14 protein-coding genes are annotated in these 14,023 nt (G+C 71.1%); 7 read left to right on the top strand and 7 right to left on the bottom strand.

Translation table 11 applies throughout. The annotated features are described in order from the left end of the window. Positions 1–7: 7 nt before the first annotated feature. On the bottom strand, positions 8–2,176 hold the full coding sequence (locus SS2_RS09445; RefSeq protein WP_066463855.1) for a RecQ family ATP-dependent DNA helicase: 2,169 nt from the start codon (positions 2,174–2,176) through the stop codon (positions 8–10). Between the two features lie 948 nt (positions 2,177–3,124). Between SS2_RS09445 and SS2_RS09440 the strand changes: the two genes are divergently transcribed. From SS2_RS09440 to SS2_RS09415, 6 genes are all read left to right on the top strand, one after another. Then, positions 3,125–4,267 (top strand): histidinol-phosphate transaminase, encoded by a 1,143-nt coding sequence (locus SS2_RS09440; RefSeq protein ID WP_066463854.1) that lies wholly within the window; start codon positions 3,125–3,127, stop codon positions 4,265–4,267. Then, complete coding sequence (gene hisB / locus SS2_RS09435; protein ID WP_066463402.1) at positions 4,264–4,878, top strand: imidazoleglycerol-phosphate dehydratase HisB; 615 nt, start codon at positions 4,264–4,266, stop codon at positions 4,876–4,878. Before SS2_RS09440 ends, hisB begins: the two co-directional genes overlap by 4 nt. Next, positions 4,875–5,474 carry a hypothetical protein gene (locus SS2_RS09430; protein ID WP_066463400.1) on the top strand — a complete coding sequence of 200 codons (600 nt, stop codon included), beginning with the start codon at positions 4,875–4,877 and terminating at the stop codon, positions 5,472–5,474. The genes hisB and SS2_RS09430 overlap by 4 nt, the downstream gene beginning before the upstream one ends. Before the next feature lies 1 nt (position 5,475). Further along, the gene (gene hisH, locus SS2_RS09425) at positions 5,476–6,114 is read left to right on the top strand and encodes an imidazole glycerol phosphate synthase subunit HisH (protein WP_066463398.1); all 639 of its coding nucleotides are present in this window, start codon (positions 5,476–5,478) and stop codon (positions 6,112–6,114) included. A gap of 93 nt (positions 6,115–6,207) precedes the next feature. Further along, positions 6,208–6,939, top strand: coding sequence for a bifunctional 1-(5-phosphoribosyl)-5-((5-phosphoribosylamino)methylideneamino)imidazole-4-carboxamide isomerase/phosphoribosylanthranilate isomerase PriA (gene priA / locus SS2_RS09420; protein ID WP_066463396.1), 732 nt, complete (start codon positions 6,208–6,210; stop codon positions 6,937–6,939). Beyond that, positions 6,936–7,757, top strand: coding sequence for an SseB family protein (locus SS2_RS09415; RefSeq protein ID WP_083942088.1), 822 nt, complete (start codon positions 6,936–6,938; stop codon positions 7,755–7,757). Before priA ends, SS2_RS09415 begins: the two co-directional genes overlap by 4 nt. 2 nt (positions 7,758–7,759) lie before the next feature. On the opposite strand, the gene SS2_RS09410 is transcribed toward SS2_RS09415, so the two are convergent. From SS2_RS09410 to SS2_RS09385, 6 genes are all read right to left on the bottom strand, one after another. Then, positions 7,760–8,224, bottom strand: a complete 465-nt coding sequence (locus tag SS2_RS09410) for a hypothetical protein (protein ID WP_066463395.1) — start codon at positions 8,222–8,224, stop codon at positions 7,760–7,762. A 106-nt stretch (positions 8,225–8,330) separates the two neighbouring features. Then, positions 8,331–9,107 carry a S1C family serine protease gene (locus SS2_RS09405; RefSeq protein ID WP_066463393.1) on the bottom strand — a complete coding sequence of 259 codons (777 nt, stop codon included), beginning with the start codon at positions 9,105–9,107 and terminating at the stop codon, positions 8,331–8,333. Further along, positions 9,107–9,838, bottom strand: coding sequence for a hypothetical protein (locus SS2_RS09400; RefSeq protein ID WP_066463391.1), 732 nt, complete (start codon positions 9,836–9,838; stop codon positions 9,107–9,109). The genes SS2_RS09405 and SS2_RS09400 overlap by 1 nt, the downstream gene beginning before the upstream one ends. Continuing rightward, the gene (locus tag SS2_RS09395; RefSeq protein ID WP_066463389.1) at positions 9,835–10,209 is read right to left on the bottom strand and encodes a DUF1844 domain-containing protein; all 375 of its coding nucleotides are present in this window, start codon (positions 10,207–10,209) and stop codon (positions 9,835–9,837) included. The genes SS2_RS09400 and SS2_RS09395 overlap by 4 nt, the downstream gene beginning before the upstream one ends. A gap of 283 nt (positions 10,210–10,492) precedes the next feature. Continuing rightward, complete coding sequence (locus SS2_RS09390; RefSeq protein WP_066463384.1) at positions 10,493–11,986, bottom strand: catalase; 1,494 nt, start codon at positions 11,984–11,986, stop codon at positions 10,493–10,495. 61 nt (positions 11,987–12,047) lie between these two features. Beyond that, positions 12,048–12,494: a Fur family transcriptional regulator gene (locus tag SS2_RS09385; RefSeq protein WP_066463382.1), complete on the bottom strand. Its 447-nt coding sequence runs from the start codon at positions 12,492–12,494 to the stop codon at positions 12,048–12,050. A gap of 416 nt (positions 12,495–12,910) precedes the next feature. Between SS2_RS09385 and infC the strand changes: the two genes are divergently transcribed. Then, on the top strand, positions 12,911–13,960 hold the full coding sequence (infC, locus tag SS2_RS09380; RefSeq protein ID WP_245643484.1) for a translation initiation factor IF-3: 1,050 nt from the start codon (positions 12,911–12,913) through the stop codon (positions 13,958–13,960). Positions 13,961–14,023: the final 63 nt, after the last annotated feature.

Here is a 14,023-nt window from a genome sequence, read left to right as displayed (position 1 = left end):
CCGTGTCCTACTGCAGCGCCAGGGTGAGCGGCAGGACCTCCCGGGCGCCGGCGTCGAGCAGGAGCTGGCCGGCCACCGTCAGGGTCCAGCCGGAGTCGGTGTAGTCGTCGACGAGCAGGATCGAGCGGCCGGCGAGGCCGCCGAGGGCCGCGTCGGAGAGCTCGAGGGTCAGTCGGTCAGCGACCCCGGCCAGACGCATCGCGGAGTTCACGTCGTGGCGGCCAGGCGCCTCCGCCCCGGCGCGGGGCCCGATCGTCCCCACGAAGGGCTTGCTCAGATAGGTCGCCAGCCCGCGGCCCAGGTGCTGGGCGAGCATCGGCCGGGTCGCCGAGCGCACCACGACGACGCCGTCCACGGCCTTCCCGGCCGGCCAGGACTCGAGCACCTGGACCGCGGCGCGGCGCAGCGCGACCGGTGTCTCGCCGTCCGGGGTGGACGGGGCGAAGAGCTCACGCAGCGGCTGGGACCAGCCGAGACCGTCGAGGCGGGCGATCGCGCGGCCGGGTGCGAGCTGACGCTCGGGGGCGATCTTGCCCTTGACCTCCATCCCGAGCGACGCCATGCCCGAGGGCCACATCTTGCGTGGCTCGATGACCACGCCCGGGGTGTCCATCGCGGTGCGCGCCTGGGCCACGTGCTCGGCGGTCGGCGCTGCCGGGAGGGTCACACCCCCGCAGTTGTCGCACCGCCCGCATTGCATGCCCGGCTCGAGCTCGGGGTCGTCGAGGGTGGCGCGCAGGAAGGCCATCCGGCACCCGTCGGTCGTGACGTAGTCGACCATGGTGGCCTGCTCGGCGAGGCGGGCCTGCTCGACGCGTGCGTAGCGGTCGCCGTCGTAGGACCAGCCCTGCCCTGTCGCCTCCCAGCCGCCCTTGACGCGCTTGACCGCCCCGTCGACGTCGAGCACCTTGAGCATCATCTCCAGGCGTGAACGGGTCAGGTCGACCTGGGTCTCCAGGAGCTGGGCGGACTGCGTCCCGCCGCGGGACAGCGCGTCGAGGGTGGCGCGGACCTGGTCCTCGCGCGGGAAGGCCAGGGAGCCGAAGTACTCCCAGATCCGCCGGTCTTCCTCCCCGGGCAGGAGCACCACGAGGGCAGAGTCGACACCACGTCCGGCGCGCCCGACCTGCTGGTAGTAGGCGATGGGGGAGCTGGGGGCGCCGACGTGGACGACGAAGGCAAGGTCAGGCTTGTCGAAGCCCATCCCCAGGGCAGAGGTCGCGATGAGCGCCTTGACGCGGTTGGCCTTGAGGTCGGCCTCCAGGGACTCCCGCTCGGCGGGGTCGGTGCGCCCGGTGTAGGCAGCCACCGGGATGCCCGCGTCCTTGAGCTGGGAGGCGATCTGCTCGGCGACCGAGACGGTCAGGCAATAGACGATTCCCGATCCCTGCGTCGAGCGCAGCATCTCCATGAGCCACGCCACCCGGGTGGGCTGGTCCTTGAGGCGGAGCACGCTCAGGTGCAGGGACTCCCGGTCCAGGCCGCCACGCAGCACGAGCACCGACGAGCCGTGGGCGTCCGCCCCGGTGACCTCGAGCTGCTCGGCGACGTCCTGGGTGACCCGGGAGTTCGCGGTCGCGGTGGTGGCGAGGACCGGGATGCCGGCGGGCAGGTCCTGGAGGAGGGTGCGGATGCGGCGGTAGTCCGGGCGGAAGTCGTGACCCCAGTCCGAGACGCAGTGAGCCTCGTCGATGACCACCAGGCCGGCGTCGGCCGCCAGGCGCGGCAGCACCTCGTCGCGGAAGCCCGGGTTGTTCAGGCGTTCCGGGGAACATAGAAGGACGTCGATGGTTCCTGCGGTGATCTGCGCGTGGATCTCGTCCCATTCGGTGACGTTGGCGGAGTTGATCGTGGCAGCCCGGATCCCGGCCCGCTCGGCCGCGGCGATCTGGTCACGCATGAGCGCCAGGAGCGGGGAGATGATGATCGTCGGCCCCGCGCCACGAGCGCGCAGCAGCGCGGTCGAGACGAAGTACACGGCCGACTTCCCCCACCCGGTGCGCTGGACCACGAGCGCCCGACGGTGGTCGCGCACGAGGGCCTCGATCGCGGTCCACTGGTCGTCCCGCAGGGCGACGTCGTCGCGGCCGACGAGGCGACGCAGGGCGGCCTCGGCCTCGGGACGAAGATCCTCCGAGGCGTCCACGAGCCGGCGAGCCGGCGCCGGGGGAGCCACGGGCGCGACGGGCGCGGCAGAGGCGGCGGGAGCGGAAGAGGGTCCCGTGCGTCCCCGTCCTGCCCGGCTCGGTGCTGCGTACTCGCCGGGCTCGTCGAAGGCGGGCTCGTCGAAGACCGGCTCGTCGAAGTACGGGACGTCCTTGTACGGGTCGTCGTCGTAGGAGGTGGCGGGCTGCGTCGGGGTCACGGGTGCCTTGTCTGGTGAGGTCGGAGCCGCGGACGGCGGGGTTGTGTGTGTCGATGCCGGGTCGACGACGGCTGGGTGTTCTGAGGTGACGTCCGCCGCGGCCGGAGCAGGCTCCGGGGCGGGCTCCGGGGACGGCGGGGATGGTGAGGAGACAGAAGGCGAGGGCGCGGAGGATGAGAGCGACGATGAGAGCGCAGCGCCGTCGGGCGTCTCGTCCTCCTCCTCGACGAAGTCCTCGTCGTCCTCCTCCTCGTCGACGGGAAGCGCGGGCTCCGCCTCGGCCGGGTCGCTCGCCTGCGGGGCGAAGCCGGGCGTCTGCCACGCGGGTGCGAGGTCGCGGTCGCCTGCCGAGCCTGGTGCGTCGTCGCTCGCCGCCGGGCCGACGAGGCTGCGGGCGTCGACCGACGACGTCCCCCAGGCGGGCTCGTCGGAGACGATGGGAGGCCGGCGTGGTGTGCTGGGCAGCTTCGACCAGTCCGGCTCGACGCCCCAGCGCTTGGGACCCTTGGGCTTGAACCGCGGCGTGGGCTCGGCGTCGGGACGTGCGCCGTCCGGGCTCGCGGCGTCGGCGTCCTCGGCGGGGCGCGTCACGGGGTCAGAGTCACCGGAGGAGGTCATGCCCCCAGCCTAAGGACCCCGGAGCGTCGGTCACGACTCAGCCGGTGTCCTGTGGACGAGGCGCACGCATCCCTGGCGCAGGTGGCGCAGATATGGACGCTCGCGAAAACCGTTGGCGCCGTTCTCTAGACTGGGGTGGTGATCTCCGCAGCCTCCCCTCAGTCCGTGAACCTGCCGATCCGCCCTGACCTGGCGGGGGAGGTGCCCTACGGCGCCCCCCAGCTCGACGTCCCGCACCTGCTCAACGTCAACGAGAACCCCTACGGCCCCGGGCCCGAGGTGGTCGCCACGATCGCCGAGCTCGTCACCGAGGCCGCAGCCGGGCTCAACCGCTACCCCGACCGTGACTTCCCCGCGCTGCGCCAGGACCTGGCCGACTACCTCGCGCGCGAGTCCGGCGTGCGGGTGGCCAAGGAGCAGATCTGGGCGGCCAACGGCTCCAACGAGGTCATGCTGCACATCATGCAGGCCTTCGGTGGTCCGGGGCGCACGGCGCTCTCCTTCGCCCCGACGTACTCGATGTACCCCGAGTACGCCCGTGACACCCACACCACGTGGGTGGCCGGACGCCGTGAGACGGACTTCACCCTCGACGCGGGCGTCGCCGTGGCCACCATCCGGGAGCACCAGCCCTCGATCATCATCCTCACCAGCCCGAACAACCCCACCGGCACGGCGCTGACCACCGAGGTCATCGTCGCCGTGTGCGAGGCCGCGCTCGAGCTGGACATCGACGGCGCCCCCGCCGTGGTCGTGGTGGACGAGGCCTACGGCGAGTTCCGCCGCACCGGGGTGCCCTCGGCGATGGAGCTGCTCGCCCGCTTCCCGAACCTCGCGGTGAGCCGCACGATGTCCAAGGCCTTCGCCCTGGCCGGTGCCCGGGTGGGCTACCTCGCGGCCTCCACGGCCTTCGTCGACGCGCTGCGCGTGGTGCGCCTGCCGTACCACCTGTCCGCTGTGACGCAGGCGACGGCCCGCGGAGCCCTGGCGCACGCGACGACGCTGCTCGCACAGGTAGATTCGTTGCGAGCCGAGCGCGACGCGACCGTGGAGTGGTTGCGGGCGCAGACGTACCGGGGTGCTCCGCTGCAGGCAGCGGAGTCGGACTCGAACTTCGTGCTCTTCGGCACGTTCGACGACCGCCACGCCGTGTGGCAAGGTCTGCTGGACCGGGGCGTGCTCATCCGTGAGACGGGCCCCGAGGGTTGGTTGCGCGTATCGATCGGTACGCCGCAGGACATGGACGCGTTCAAGGACGCACTGGTGGAGGTGGCAGGGCTGTGAGCGCTGAGCAGGCTGGACGTCGTGGACGGATCGAGCGGACGACGAGCGAGTCGAGCGTCCTCGTGGAGATCAACCTCGACGGGACGGGCCGCACGGACATCTCCACGACCGTGCCGTTCTACGACCACATGCTCACCGCGCTGGGCAAGCACTCCCTCATCGACCTCACCGTCAAGGCCACCGGCGACACCCACATCGACGCCCACCACACCGTCGAGGACACCGCGATCGCCTTCGGCGAGGCGCTGCGCATCGCCCTCGGTGACAAGTCCGGCATCGGCCGCTTCGGCGACGCCCTCGTCCCCCTCGACGAGGCGTTGGCCCAGGCCGTCGTCGACGTCTCGGGGCGACCGTACCTCGTCCACTCGGGTGAGCCCGCCGGCCAGGAGTACCACCTCATCGGTGGGCACTTCACCGGGTCGCTGACCCGTCACGTCCTCGAGTCGATCGCCCACCACGCAGGCATCTGCATCCACATGCGGGTGCTGTCCGGGCGCGACCCGCACCACATCGTCGAGGCGCAGTTCAAGGCCCTCGCGCGGGCCCTGCGCGCCGCCGTCGCCCCCGACCCCCGCGTCGAGGGCATCCCGTCCACCAAGGGAGCACTATGACCTCCGCTGACCTGCCCGACGACGCACTCCCCGACGGCTTCAGCGTTCCCGACGACCTCAGCTCGCTCGCGGGCGACCAGGACGCCGCGACCACGCCGCCGCCGGCTGCGACGCCGTCACCTGCGCAGCCGCAGTCCGCTCCGGCTGCCGACGCGGCGCCCGAGCACAGGATCGCGATCATCCTCACCCAGGTCGCCACGGCCGAGGCGCTGGCTGCTGCCTGCGCCATGAACAAGCTCGTCGTGGACGCCGTCCCGTCCCCGCTCGGCGCCTACGCGATCTGCCGCGACACCTCCGCCGATGCACCCGCGGAGCTGGCTCGCGCCGTCTCGGCGCTGGTGAAGTCGGTGCCGCTGATCCTCTTCGAGGCAGCCGGCGGCCAGGTCAAGGCGAGCCAGTGGCAGGGCGGGCAGCGCCTGGGCGACATGCCGGCAGCCCTCGTGCTCGACGGCGCACCGCACGAGTTCGAGGACCTGATGCTGGGCACCACGACCGTGCACGACCTGCCCGGCGTCGTCTCCAGCGCGGGGATGTCGCGCTGGAAGGCCATGCGCGCACTGTCCGGCAAGTCCCGCAAGCAGCGCGGGGAGAAGTGACATGAAGCGTGTCGTCGTTCTCGACTACGGCTTCGGCAACGTCCGCTCCGCGGTGCGTGCGCTCGAGCGGGTCGGCGCGAGCGTCGAGCTCACCGCCGACGCGCGGGCCGCGTCCGAGGCGGACGGCCTCGTAGTGCCCGGCGTGGGCGCCTTCGCCGCCGTCATGAAGGGCCTCGCCGCGGTCAACGGCGGTCAGATCGTCGGTCGCCGGCTCGCCGGCGGCCGCCCGGTCCTGGGCATCTGCGTCGGGATGCAGGTCATGTTCGAGGCGGGTGACGAGCACGGGCAGCACACCGAAGGCCTGGGCGAGTGGCCCGGCCTGGTGGACCGCCTGGAGGCGCCCATCGTCCCGCACATGGGCTGGGACACGGTCGAGGCGCCGGAGGGCACGGTGCTCTTCGACGGCATCGCCGACGAGCGGTTCTACTTCGTCCACTCCTACGCAGCGCGCGACTTCGTGCTGGGTGCGGACGCGCCCTCGTCCAACCGGCTCAAGCGCCCGCTGGTGACGTGGTCCGAGCACGGCGGGCGCTTCGTCGCGGCTGTCGAGAACGGCCCTTTGTCCGCCACCCAGTTCCACCCTGAGAAGTCCGGGGACGCCGGCGCGCAGCTGCTGCGCAACTGGCTCACCACGCTCTGACCTGTTCGTCACCTGGCCCGTCGGGGCCTGGCCCAGATCCACTGGCCGCCATCCTTCGTCGTCTACCGGTTCCCCGAGAGGATCCTCTTCGCCATGTCTGACCGCCTCGTTCTTCTGCCTGCCGTCGATGTCGCCGATGGGCAGGCCGTCCGCCTCGTCCAGGGCGAAGCCGGATCTGAGACCTCCTACGGCGACCCGTTGACCGCCGCCCTCGACTGGCAGTCGGGGGGCGCCGAGTGGGTCCACCTGGTCGACCTGGACGCCGCCTTCGGGCGAGGCTCCAACGCCGAGCTGCTGGCCGACGTCGTCGACCGCCTCGATGTGCTCGTCGAGCTGTCCGGTGGCATCCGGGACGACGCCTCGCTCGAGCGTGCGCTGGCCACCGGCTGCGCCCGCGTCAACCTGGGGACCGCAGCCCTGGAGAACCCGGAGTGGACCGCTCGGGTGATCAGCGAGTACGGCGACAAGATCGCCGTCGGCCTGGACGTGCGTGGCACCACGCTCGCCGCTCGCGGCTGGACCGAGGACGGGGGAGACCTCTGGGAGGTGCTCGCACGCCTCGAGGAGGCCGGCTGCTCGCGCTACGTGGTGACCGACGTGACCAAGGACGGGACGCTGCGCGGCCCGAACATCGATCTCCTGCGCGACGTCGCCGCGCGCACCGACGCGCCGGTCGTCGCCTCGGGCGGCATCTCCAGCCTCGCCGACCTCGCCGCGCTGCGTGAGCTCGTGCCCAGCGGTGTCGAGGGAGCGATCGTCGGCAAGGCGCTCTACGCAGGGGCCTTCACCCTGCCGCAGGCGCTGGACGTGGCCGGCCGGCCATGACCGCGGGCGAGCAGGCAGACGACGCAGCAGCCGCAGGTGCAGCGGCCGCGGCCGCGGCCGCGGCCTCGTCCGAGGCGGAGGCGCCGGACGCGGCTGCACCGGGACGCGCGCTGCCCGGTGCGTCGCCCTTCGCCGGTGACGACGGCACCGCCGACCCCGAGCTCACTGCCCTGCTCGCCGGGTACCAGGCCGGCACGACGTCCCTGGCCGACGTCGTGGCGCGGCTCGCCATGGTCCGTGTCCTCATCCCCGTGCTGGCCGAGCTCGACGTGGCCGAGCAGGGGGAGCACGGGCACCAGGTCGACAAGCAGGCCTCGGCCGGCGTCGTCGCCCTGGCTGCGCCGGACGGACGGACCGCGCTGCCTGTCTTCTCGAGCGTGGCGTCGATGGCCGCCTGGCGCCACGAGGCGCGTCCGGTTCCCGCCGACGCGGCGCGTGCCGCTCTCTCGGCCGTCGCCGAGGGATGGGCGCTGCTGGTGCTGGACCCCGGGGGTCCGGTGAGCGTGCTCGTGCCTCGCCCGGCCGTCTGGGCGATCGCTCAGGGCGTGACGTGGGTCCCCGCCGTCGCGGACGGCGTGGTCGACCCTGAGGTCGTGCGCGCGATCGTCGACGCGGTGTCCCCGGTCCGGTCGGTCGCGCGGGTGTCAGCGGCGCCGGGGCGGACCGCGGAGGTCGCTGTGGTGCTGGGCATCGATGCCGGGCTCACCCGAGCCCAGCTCAGCGAGGTGCTCGCCGAGGTCAACGCGGCTCTCGGGGCGAGCGAGCTGGTGAGCGAGCGTGTCGACTCCCTCGAGCTGCGGGTGGGTCGCGCGGACTGAGCTCAGGACGCACCGCTCCGGTGGTGCAGGAGGTGGGGCAGGACGGGCAGCGACGGGAGCGCCGGCAGCCCGAGGCGGTGCACCGTGGTGTGCCGCCGGCCCACGACCCACCCGGCGGTGAGCACAGCCACGGTCAGCACGACCTGACCGCCCAGGATCGCTCGGTTCACGTCGATCGTGGGCAGCCAGCGGGTGCCTGAGTCGTCGATGACGACGACGCCGAGCGGCTTGACCGCGGTCCCGAAGCCTCCACCGCCGTAGCGCCCCGCCGACCCCGAGCCGGTGCTGCCCATCACCCGGGCGACGGGGACGACACGGGCGCCCTCGCCGTCGTAGGCCGTCCCGAAGGCGCGCGAGACGGTGATGCTGTCACGCGCCGCCTCGGTGATCAGACGCGGCCCACGGCGTCGCCTGCCACGGCGTGGAGGTGTGACCGGTTGTCCTGGTGCATCCGTGTCGTCTGTCATCGATCCAGGCTATGCCCGTTGGTCCGAGCCGGACACCCCGGCGGGGACGTCCTGGCCCGGAGCTCCCGGCGGGGCGCCGTCTGGCTCGCGGGTGTGGCCGCCTAGGTCAGCAGACCGGCTGCGGCTGCTCGACGAACCCCGAGTCGTCGGCGAGCAGCGACTGCAGGGTGCTCACCGGCACAAGATAGCTGAAGCCGTCCGAGCTCTTGGCGTAGACGATCCCGATGACCCGACCGTCCGCGTCCAGGGCTGCCGACCCTGAGCTGCCCGGCTCGACGCTGGCGTCGGTGAGCAGCACCTCGCCGAGGTTCGCGTTGAGCGGGTCGGAGGTGTACTGGATGACCGTGCCCTTGGTGACCGTGAGCGCCCCGCCGTTGGGGTAGCCGACGACCGTGACCGCGTCACCGGGCTTGGGGTCCGTCGTCGCGAGCTCGGGGTAGGCGTCGAGGTCCTCCACGGTGCGCACCACCGCGAGGTCGGCGAGCTCGGCGCTCGAGGAGGTCTCCACCCGCACGTCGCGACCGTCGTAGGTGCTCAGCTGAAGGTTGCGGTTGCCGTCGACCACGTGCCGGTTGGTGATCAGCGTCCGAGAGTCGATCGCGAAGCCGGTCCCGCGCACCACGCCGTCGCAGCTGACGTTGCGGATGCGCACCGCCATCCGCTGGGCGGCGTCGAAGCCGTCGGGGGAGAGGTTCCCGATGTCCTCGGGCACCGTGCCGATCCCCTCGGTGGGGATGACCGTGTCCGGCATCGGCTCGGGCATGGTCGGCACCATGGAGCAGGCGGTGAGCGAGAGCAGCAGGGTCGCCGCGAGCAGTCCGCGCCGGGCGGTGCGCCGCACCGGGCGCTGGGGGGCGTCCAGGACGGCCGTGCTGTGCGGCATCACTGGTCTGCGAGATCTTGCTGGAGGGAGTTGTAGTCCGCGATCGCGGCTGCGCACACGCTGTTCGCCAGGTCGACCGAGGCCTGCAAGGACTCCGGCGTCGCCGTGTCAGGCATGGTGAGGTAGCCCAGGGCGGTGTTCTGCGCCGAGATGCAGTCCCCCAGGGAGGCGGAGACGTCGAGGGCTTCCTGGGCGACTGCCTGGATGTCCGAGGCGAGGATCTTCTGGTTCTCGCGGTCGTCGCCGACCTGAGCCTTCTCGTCTGCCAGCTCGGTGATCCGGGTCTGGGCGGTTGTGAGCTGCTCGCGAGTGAGGGTGAGCTCGGCGGTCATACCGCTGAGGTCGGTCGTCAGGTTCGCGACCTTCTCCCCGAGCATCCGGGACTCGCTCTCCCACTGACCGCTGCGCTCGTGCCACTGGTTGGACAGCACAGCCAGGTACGCTCCCGCGCCCAGGGTCGCCACGAGCAGCACGGCCAGCACGACGGCGACGACGGGCGCTGCGCGTCGTCGGGTCGGGGGGAGGGCGTGTGCGCCCGGGGTGACGTGGTGCGCGCCGTCGCTGACCGGCTGCGCGGAGACCGGCGCCGAGAGAGGCGTGTCGAAGCTCGGCCGCTGCGCGGGCGGGTAGGTCGGCGGAATCCCGGACCCGGACGGCTGGGACGGCCCGGTGGCCTGCTGAGGCTGGTCCGAGCCCTGCGAGTGGGCACCGAGACCGTCAGAGCCGCTCAACTGACGGCGCCGGTGTACTTCTCGCCCGGCCCGTCGCCCAGGGCGTCGGGGTAGACCGAGGCTTCCCGGAAGGCGAGCTGGAGGGACCGCAGACCGTCGCGCAGGGACCGCGCGTGCTGGTTGCCGATGTCCGGCGCGGAGGCCGTGACGAGCGCCGCGAGAGCGTTGATGAGCTTGCGTGCCTCGTCGAGGTCGAGGAGGTCGTCGGCGTCGTCGCCCTCCGCGAGCCCGCACTTGATGGCCGCTGCGCTCATGAGGTGGACGGCGGCGGTCGTGATGACCTCGACCGCAGCGACGTCCGCGATGTCGCGGGTTGCCTGCGGTGCGAGTTCTTCGAACGTCGTGGTTTCGTGCGTGTGCTCTGCGGTCATGCCCCTAGTGTCACAAATCTTGTCGGTCGGTGGCGAACGCTGGCCGCCCGGCGAGCCGATCCTGGGCGGCTCGGCGCCCGGCGTGCCGGGTCCTGGGGGCCCGTGGCGCGGGTCGGCTCGCGGCGTCGGACGCCGCGGGGACCGCCTTGTGAGGTGGCCGGCACAGGCTCTGAGCACGCAGAAGGGCCAGGACCGGCTGGTCCTGGCCCTTCTGCGCTGCTGATCTTCGGCTCACGACCGCGTGGCGGTCCGCGAGCTCAGGGTCAGCGGGATGTCGCCAACGTCACTCGCCGACGCCGACCGGCTCGGCGGCTGCGGCCTCCGACTCGGCCACCGTTCCCACGCGCTCGCGCAGGGCGGCACCGAGCTTCTCGTCGACGCAGGTCCAGTACCAGAAGAAGCGCTCGAGGATCGCGAGCGAGGTGATCGAGTTCCCCTGGCCGGTGAGGGTCTCCAGGAAGCGAGCCTTGGCCGCGTCGTCGAAGACCTCGCGGTAGAGGGTGCCGGCCTGGCCGAAGTCGGAGTCCTCCGAGCGCAGGGTCGCGGCGGCGCGGGTGAGCTCGCCGTCGCTCTCCCAGCTGCCCATGCCGGCGCGCTGGGCGTCGGCCACCGGGCCACCGAAGGAGTTCGGCGCGTAGACCGGGGTGGTCGGCGGGTTGAAGGCGTGCCGACCAGCACCGTCCTGGGAGTAGTTGTGCACCGGAGCGGCGTGCGGGGAGTTCACCGGGATCTGGTTGTAGTTGGCGCCCACGCGGTAGCGCTGGGCGTCAGGGTAGGAGAACACGCGAGCCATGAGCATCTTGTCCGGGCTCAGGTCGATGCCCGGCACGGTGTTGGCCGGGGAGAACGCGGCCTGCTCGATCTCGGCGAAGAAGTTCTGCGGGTTGCGGTTGAGCGTGTGCGTGCCGACCTTGATGAGCGGGTAGTCCGCGTGCGGCCACACCTTCGTGATGTCGAAGGGGTTGAATCGGTAGGTCTTGCCCTCTTCGTACGGCATGACCTGGACGTAGACGTCCCAGGAGGGGAAGTTGCCTTCCTCGATGGCCTCGTAGAGGTCCCGGCGGTAGTAGTCGGCGTCCGCGCCGGCGATCTGCTCGGCCACGTCAGCGGTCATCTCGACGTTGCCCTGGTTGGAGGTGAAGTGGTACTGCACCCAGAAGCGCTCGCCCTCGGCGTTGATCCACTGGTAGGTGTGCGAGCCGAAGCCCGGCATCTCGCGCCAGGAGCGCGGCAGACCGCGGTCACCCATGAGGTAGGTCACCTGGTGGGCGGACTCGGGGGACAGGGTCCAGAAGTCCCACTGCATGTCGGCGTCGCGCAGGCCGGAGCCGGGCAGGCGCTTCTGGGAGTGGATGAAGTCGGGGAACTTGATGCCGTCGCGGATGAAGAACACCGGGGTGTTGTTCCCGACGATGTCGTAGTTGCCCTCGGTCGTGTAGAACTTCACCGAGAAGCCGCGGACGTCGCGCCAGGTGTCGGGGGAGCCCTGCTCGCCGGCCACGGAGGAGAAACGCTGCAGGGTCTCGGTCACGGCGCCGGGCTGGAAGACGGCGGCGCGGGTGTAGGCCGAGACGTCGCCGGTGACCTCGAAGGTGCCGAAGGCGCCGCCACCCTTGGCGTGCACGATGCGCTCGGGGATGCGCTCACGGTTGAACTGGGCGAGCTTCTCCACGAGGTAGCGGTCGTGCAGCGCGGTCGCGCCGTCCGGGCCGGAGGTCAGCGAGTGGTCGTCGCTGGGAACCGGGGTCCCGGTCTGGGTGGTGGTGAATTCGGTCATCGAAGCACTCCTTCTACAGGGGATGAGGCGATCAGGTGGATCAGGTCGAGAAAGTCTGGTGTCACCGGCTGTGCGCCGCGGTCGTCGCGGGCTGCTGCTGGCAGCTGGCGCACAGGCCCCAGTAGATGACCTCCGCCTCCTCGACCGTGAAGCCGTGGTCGTCGGTGGGGCGCAGGCACGGGGCGTGGCCCACCGAGCAGTCCACGTCGGTCACCGTGCCGCAGGTGCGGCACACGAGGTGGTGGTGGTTGTCGCCGACGCGTCGTTCGTAGCGGGCGGGGTGCCCGGCCGGTTCGATGCGGTGCAACAGCTCTGCCTGGGTGAGGGCGGCGAGGACGTCGTAGACGGCCTGTGTCGACGCCGTGCCCAGGCGGGCGCGGACGTCTCCGAGGATGGTCTCGACCGTCGCATGGGGGTGATCGGCCACCGCGCCGAGCACGGCGAGCCGGGTCGCAGTGACCCGCAGGCCGCGCGAGCGCAGCGCTTCTTCGTGGTCGGTTGGTGTCATGCAGCCATCCAAGCACAGAATCTGGAACTATTCCAGTTTCAGAATGGATCAAGATTGACGTGCGCCGCGCCGGTCACGACGCCCGACGGCGGTTGGCGGCACGCGCAGGTCCCGCTGCAGGTCTGGCTTCTTACCAGGCTCCCTGCCTGGCTCGACCGCGGCCGTGCTGTGCTAGTATTTCCAGTTGACCGACCATCTCCTGGTGGTCGCCCCCTTCTGGGTGGGCGAGAACAAGGTGATGGTGCGCAAGTGGAGTCTCTCCCACCTGAGTATCAACAGTTCGACCGAGATCTGAGCATGTCTGAGATCTCAACGGCCGACGACCGATTCCGGGTTCTGGTCCGGGTTGCGACGCATCTGATGCGTCTCGCAACCGTGTTGCTCGGCGGTGCACGTGCAGACGTGCCCAGGCCGCGGTGACCGTCGGATTCGAGGCCTCCATCCTGCGCTCAGGACTGGGGGCCTTTCTCATTCCTGACGAGCTACCGACGAGTTTCAAGGAGCATCACATCAGCGAGCCTCGCATCAACGACCGGATCCGTGTTCCCGAGGTCCGGCTCGTCGGCCCAGGTGGAGAACAGGTCGGCGTCGTACGCATTGAGGTCGCCCTGAGCCTTGCCCAGGACGCTGACCTGGACCTCGTCGAGGTCGCCCCGGACGCACGTCCTCCTGTCTGCAAGCTCATGGACTTCGGCAAGTTCAAGTACGAGTCGGACATGAAGGCCCGTGAGGCTCGCCGCAACCAGGCGAACACGGTCCTCAAGGAGATCCGCTTCCGCCTGAAGATCGACCCGCACGACTACGGCACGAAGAAGGGCCACGTCGAGCGCTTCCTGGCCGCTGGCGACAAGGTCAAGGTCATGATCATGTTCCGTGGCCGCGAGCAGTCGCGCCCGGAGATGGGCGTGCGCCTCCTGCAGCGTCTGGCCGACGACGTCTCGGAGCTGGGCTTCATCGAGAGCATGCCGAAGCAGGATGGTCGCAACATGATCATGGTGCTCGGACCGACGAAGAAGAAGGCCGAGGCCAAGAACGAGCAGCGCCGCCGTGCGCAGGAGTCTGAGACTCCTCGTCCGGCACGTGCACCTCGTGAGGAGGAGCACGACGAGGGCGCCGAGTCCTTCGAGGAGCTCGCCGCGCAGTCTCTGGCTCAGGTCGAGGCAGCGGAGGCAGCTGCTCCGGCAGCGGCCGCACCTGCTGAGGCTGCTCCCGCCGAGGCCGCGCCTGCTGAAGCCGCTCCTGTCGATGCTGCTGCTGCAGCGCCGAGCGTCGAGAAGGAGGCTGCTCCGGCGGCCCCCGCCAAGAAGCCGGCCGCCGCGCCCAAGCCCGTGACCCCCAAGCCCGCAGCCAAGCCTGCCGCAGCCAAGCCGGTTGCTGCCAAGCCGGTTGCTGTGCCCAAGCCTGCGGCGAAGCCTGCTGCTGCGCCCAAGCCGAGTGCGAAGCCCGCTCCGAAGAAGAGCGAGTAAGCACCACGACCACCTGGCTAGGTCCTAGACCTAACCGAGTCGGAGCCCACCGGTTCTGACCCG

This window comes from Sanguibacter suarezii NBRC 16159, assembly GCF_001552735.1.
In the GTDB taxonomy this organism is placed as follows: domain Bacteria; phylum Actinomycetota; class Actinomycetes; order Actinomycetales; family Cellulomonadaceae; genus Sanguibacter; species Sanguibacter suarezii.
Note: the sequence above shows the minus strand (reverse complement) of the source record. Positions and strands in the feature narration are given on the sequence as shown.

Bases quoted from the DNA above. Each gene is read 5' to 3' on its own strand.
- SS2_RS09385 (WP_066463382.1), bottom strand. From the start codon at position 12,494: ATGACACCAACCGACCACGAAGAAGCGCTGCGCTCGCGCGGCCTGCGG.
- priA (WP_066463396.1), top strand. From the start codon at position 6,208: ATGTCTGACCGCCTCGTTCTTCTGCCTGCCGTCGATGTCGCCGATGGG.
- SS2_RS09405 (WP_066463393.1), bottom strand. From the start codon at position 9,107: ATGCCGCACAGCACGGCCGTCCTGGACGCCCCCCAGCGCCCGGTGCGG.
- SS2_RS09395 (WP_066463389.1), bottom strand. From the start codon at position 10,209: ATGACCGCAGAGCACACGCACGAAACCACGACGTTCGAAGAACTCGCA.
- SS2_RS09410 (WP_066463395.1), bottom strand. From the start codon at position 8,224: ATGACAGACGACACGGATGCACCAGGACAACCGGTCACACCTCCACGC.
- SS2_RS09415 (WP_083942088.1), top strand. From the start codon at position 6,936: ATGACCGCGGGCGAGCAGGCAGACGACGCAGCAGCCGCAGGTGCAGCG.
- SS2_RS09430 (WP_066463400.1), top strand. From the start codon at position 4,875: ATGACCTCCGCTGACCTGCCCGACGACGCACTCCCCGACGGCTTCAGC.
- hisH (WP_066463398.1), top strand. From the start codon at position 5,476: ATGAAGCGTGTCGTCGTTCTCGACTACGGCTTCGGCAACGTCCGCTCC.
- SS2_RS09390 (WP_066463384.1), bottom strand. From the start codon at position 11,986: ATGACCGAATTCACCACCACCCAGACCGGGACCCCGGTTCCCAGCGAC.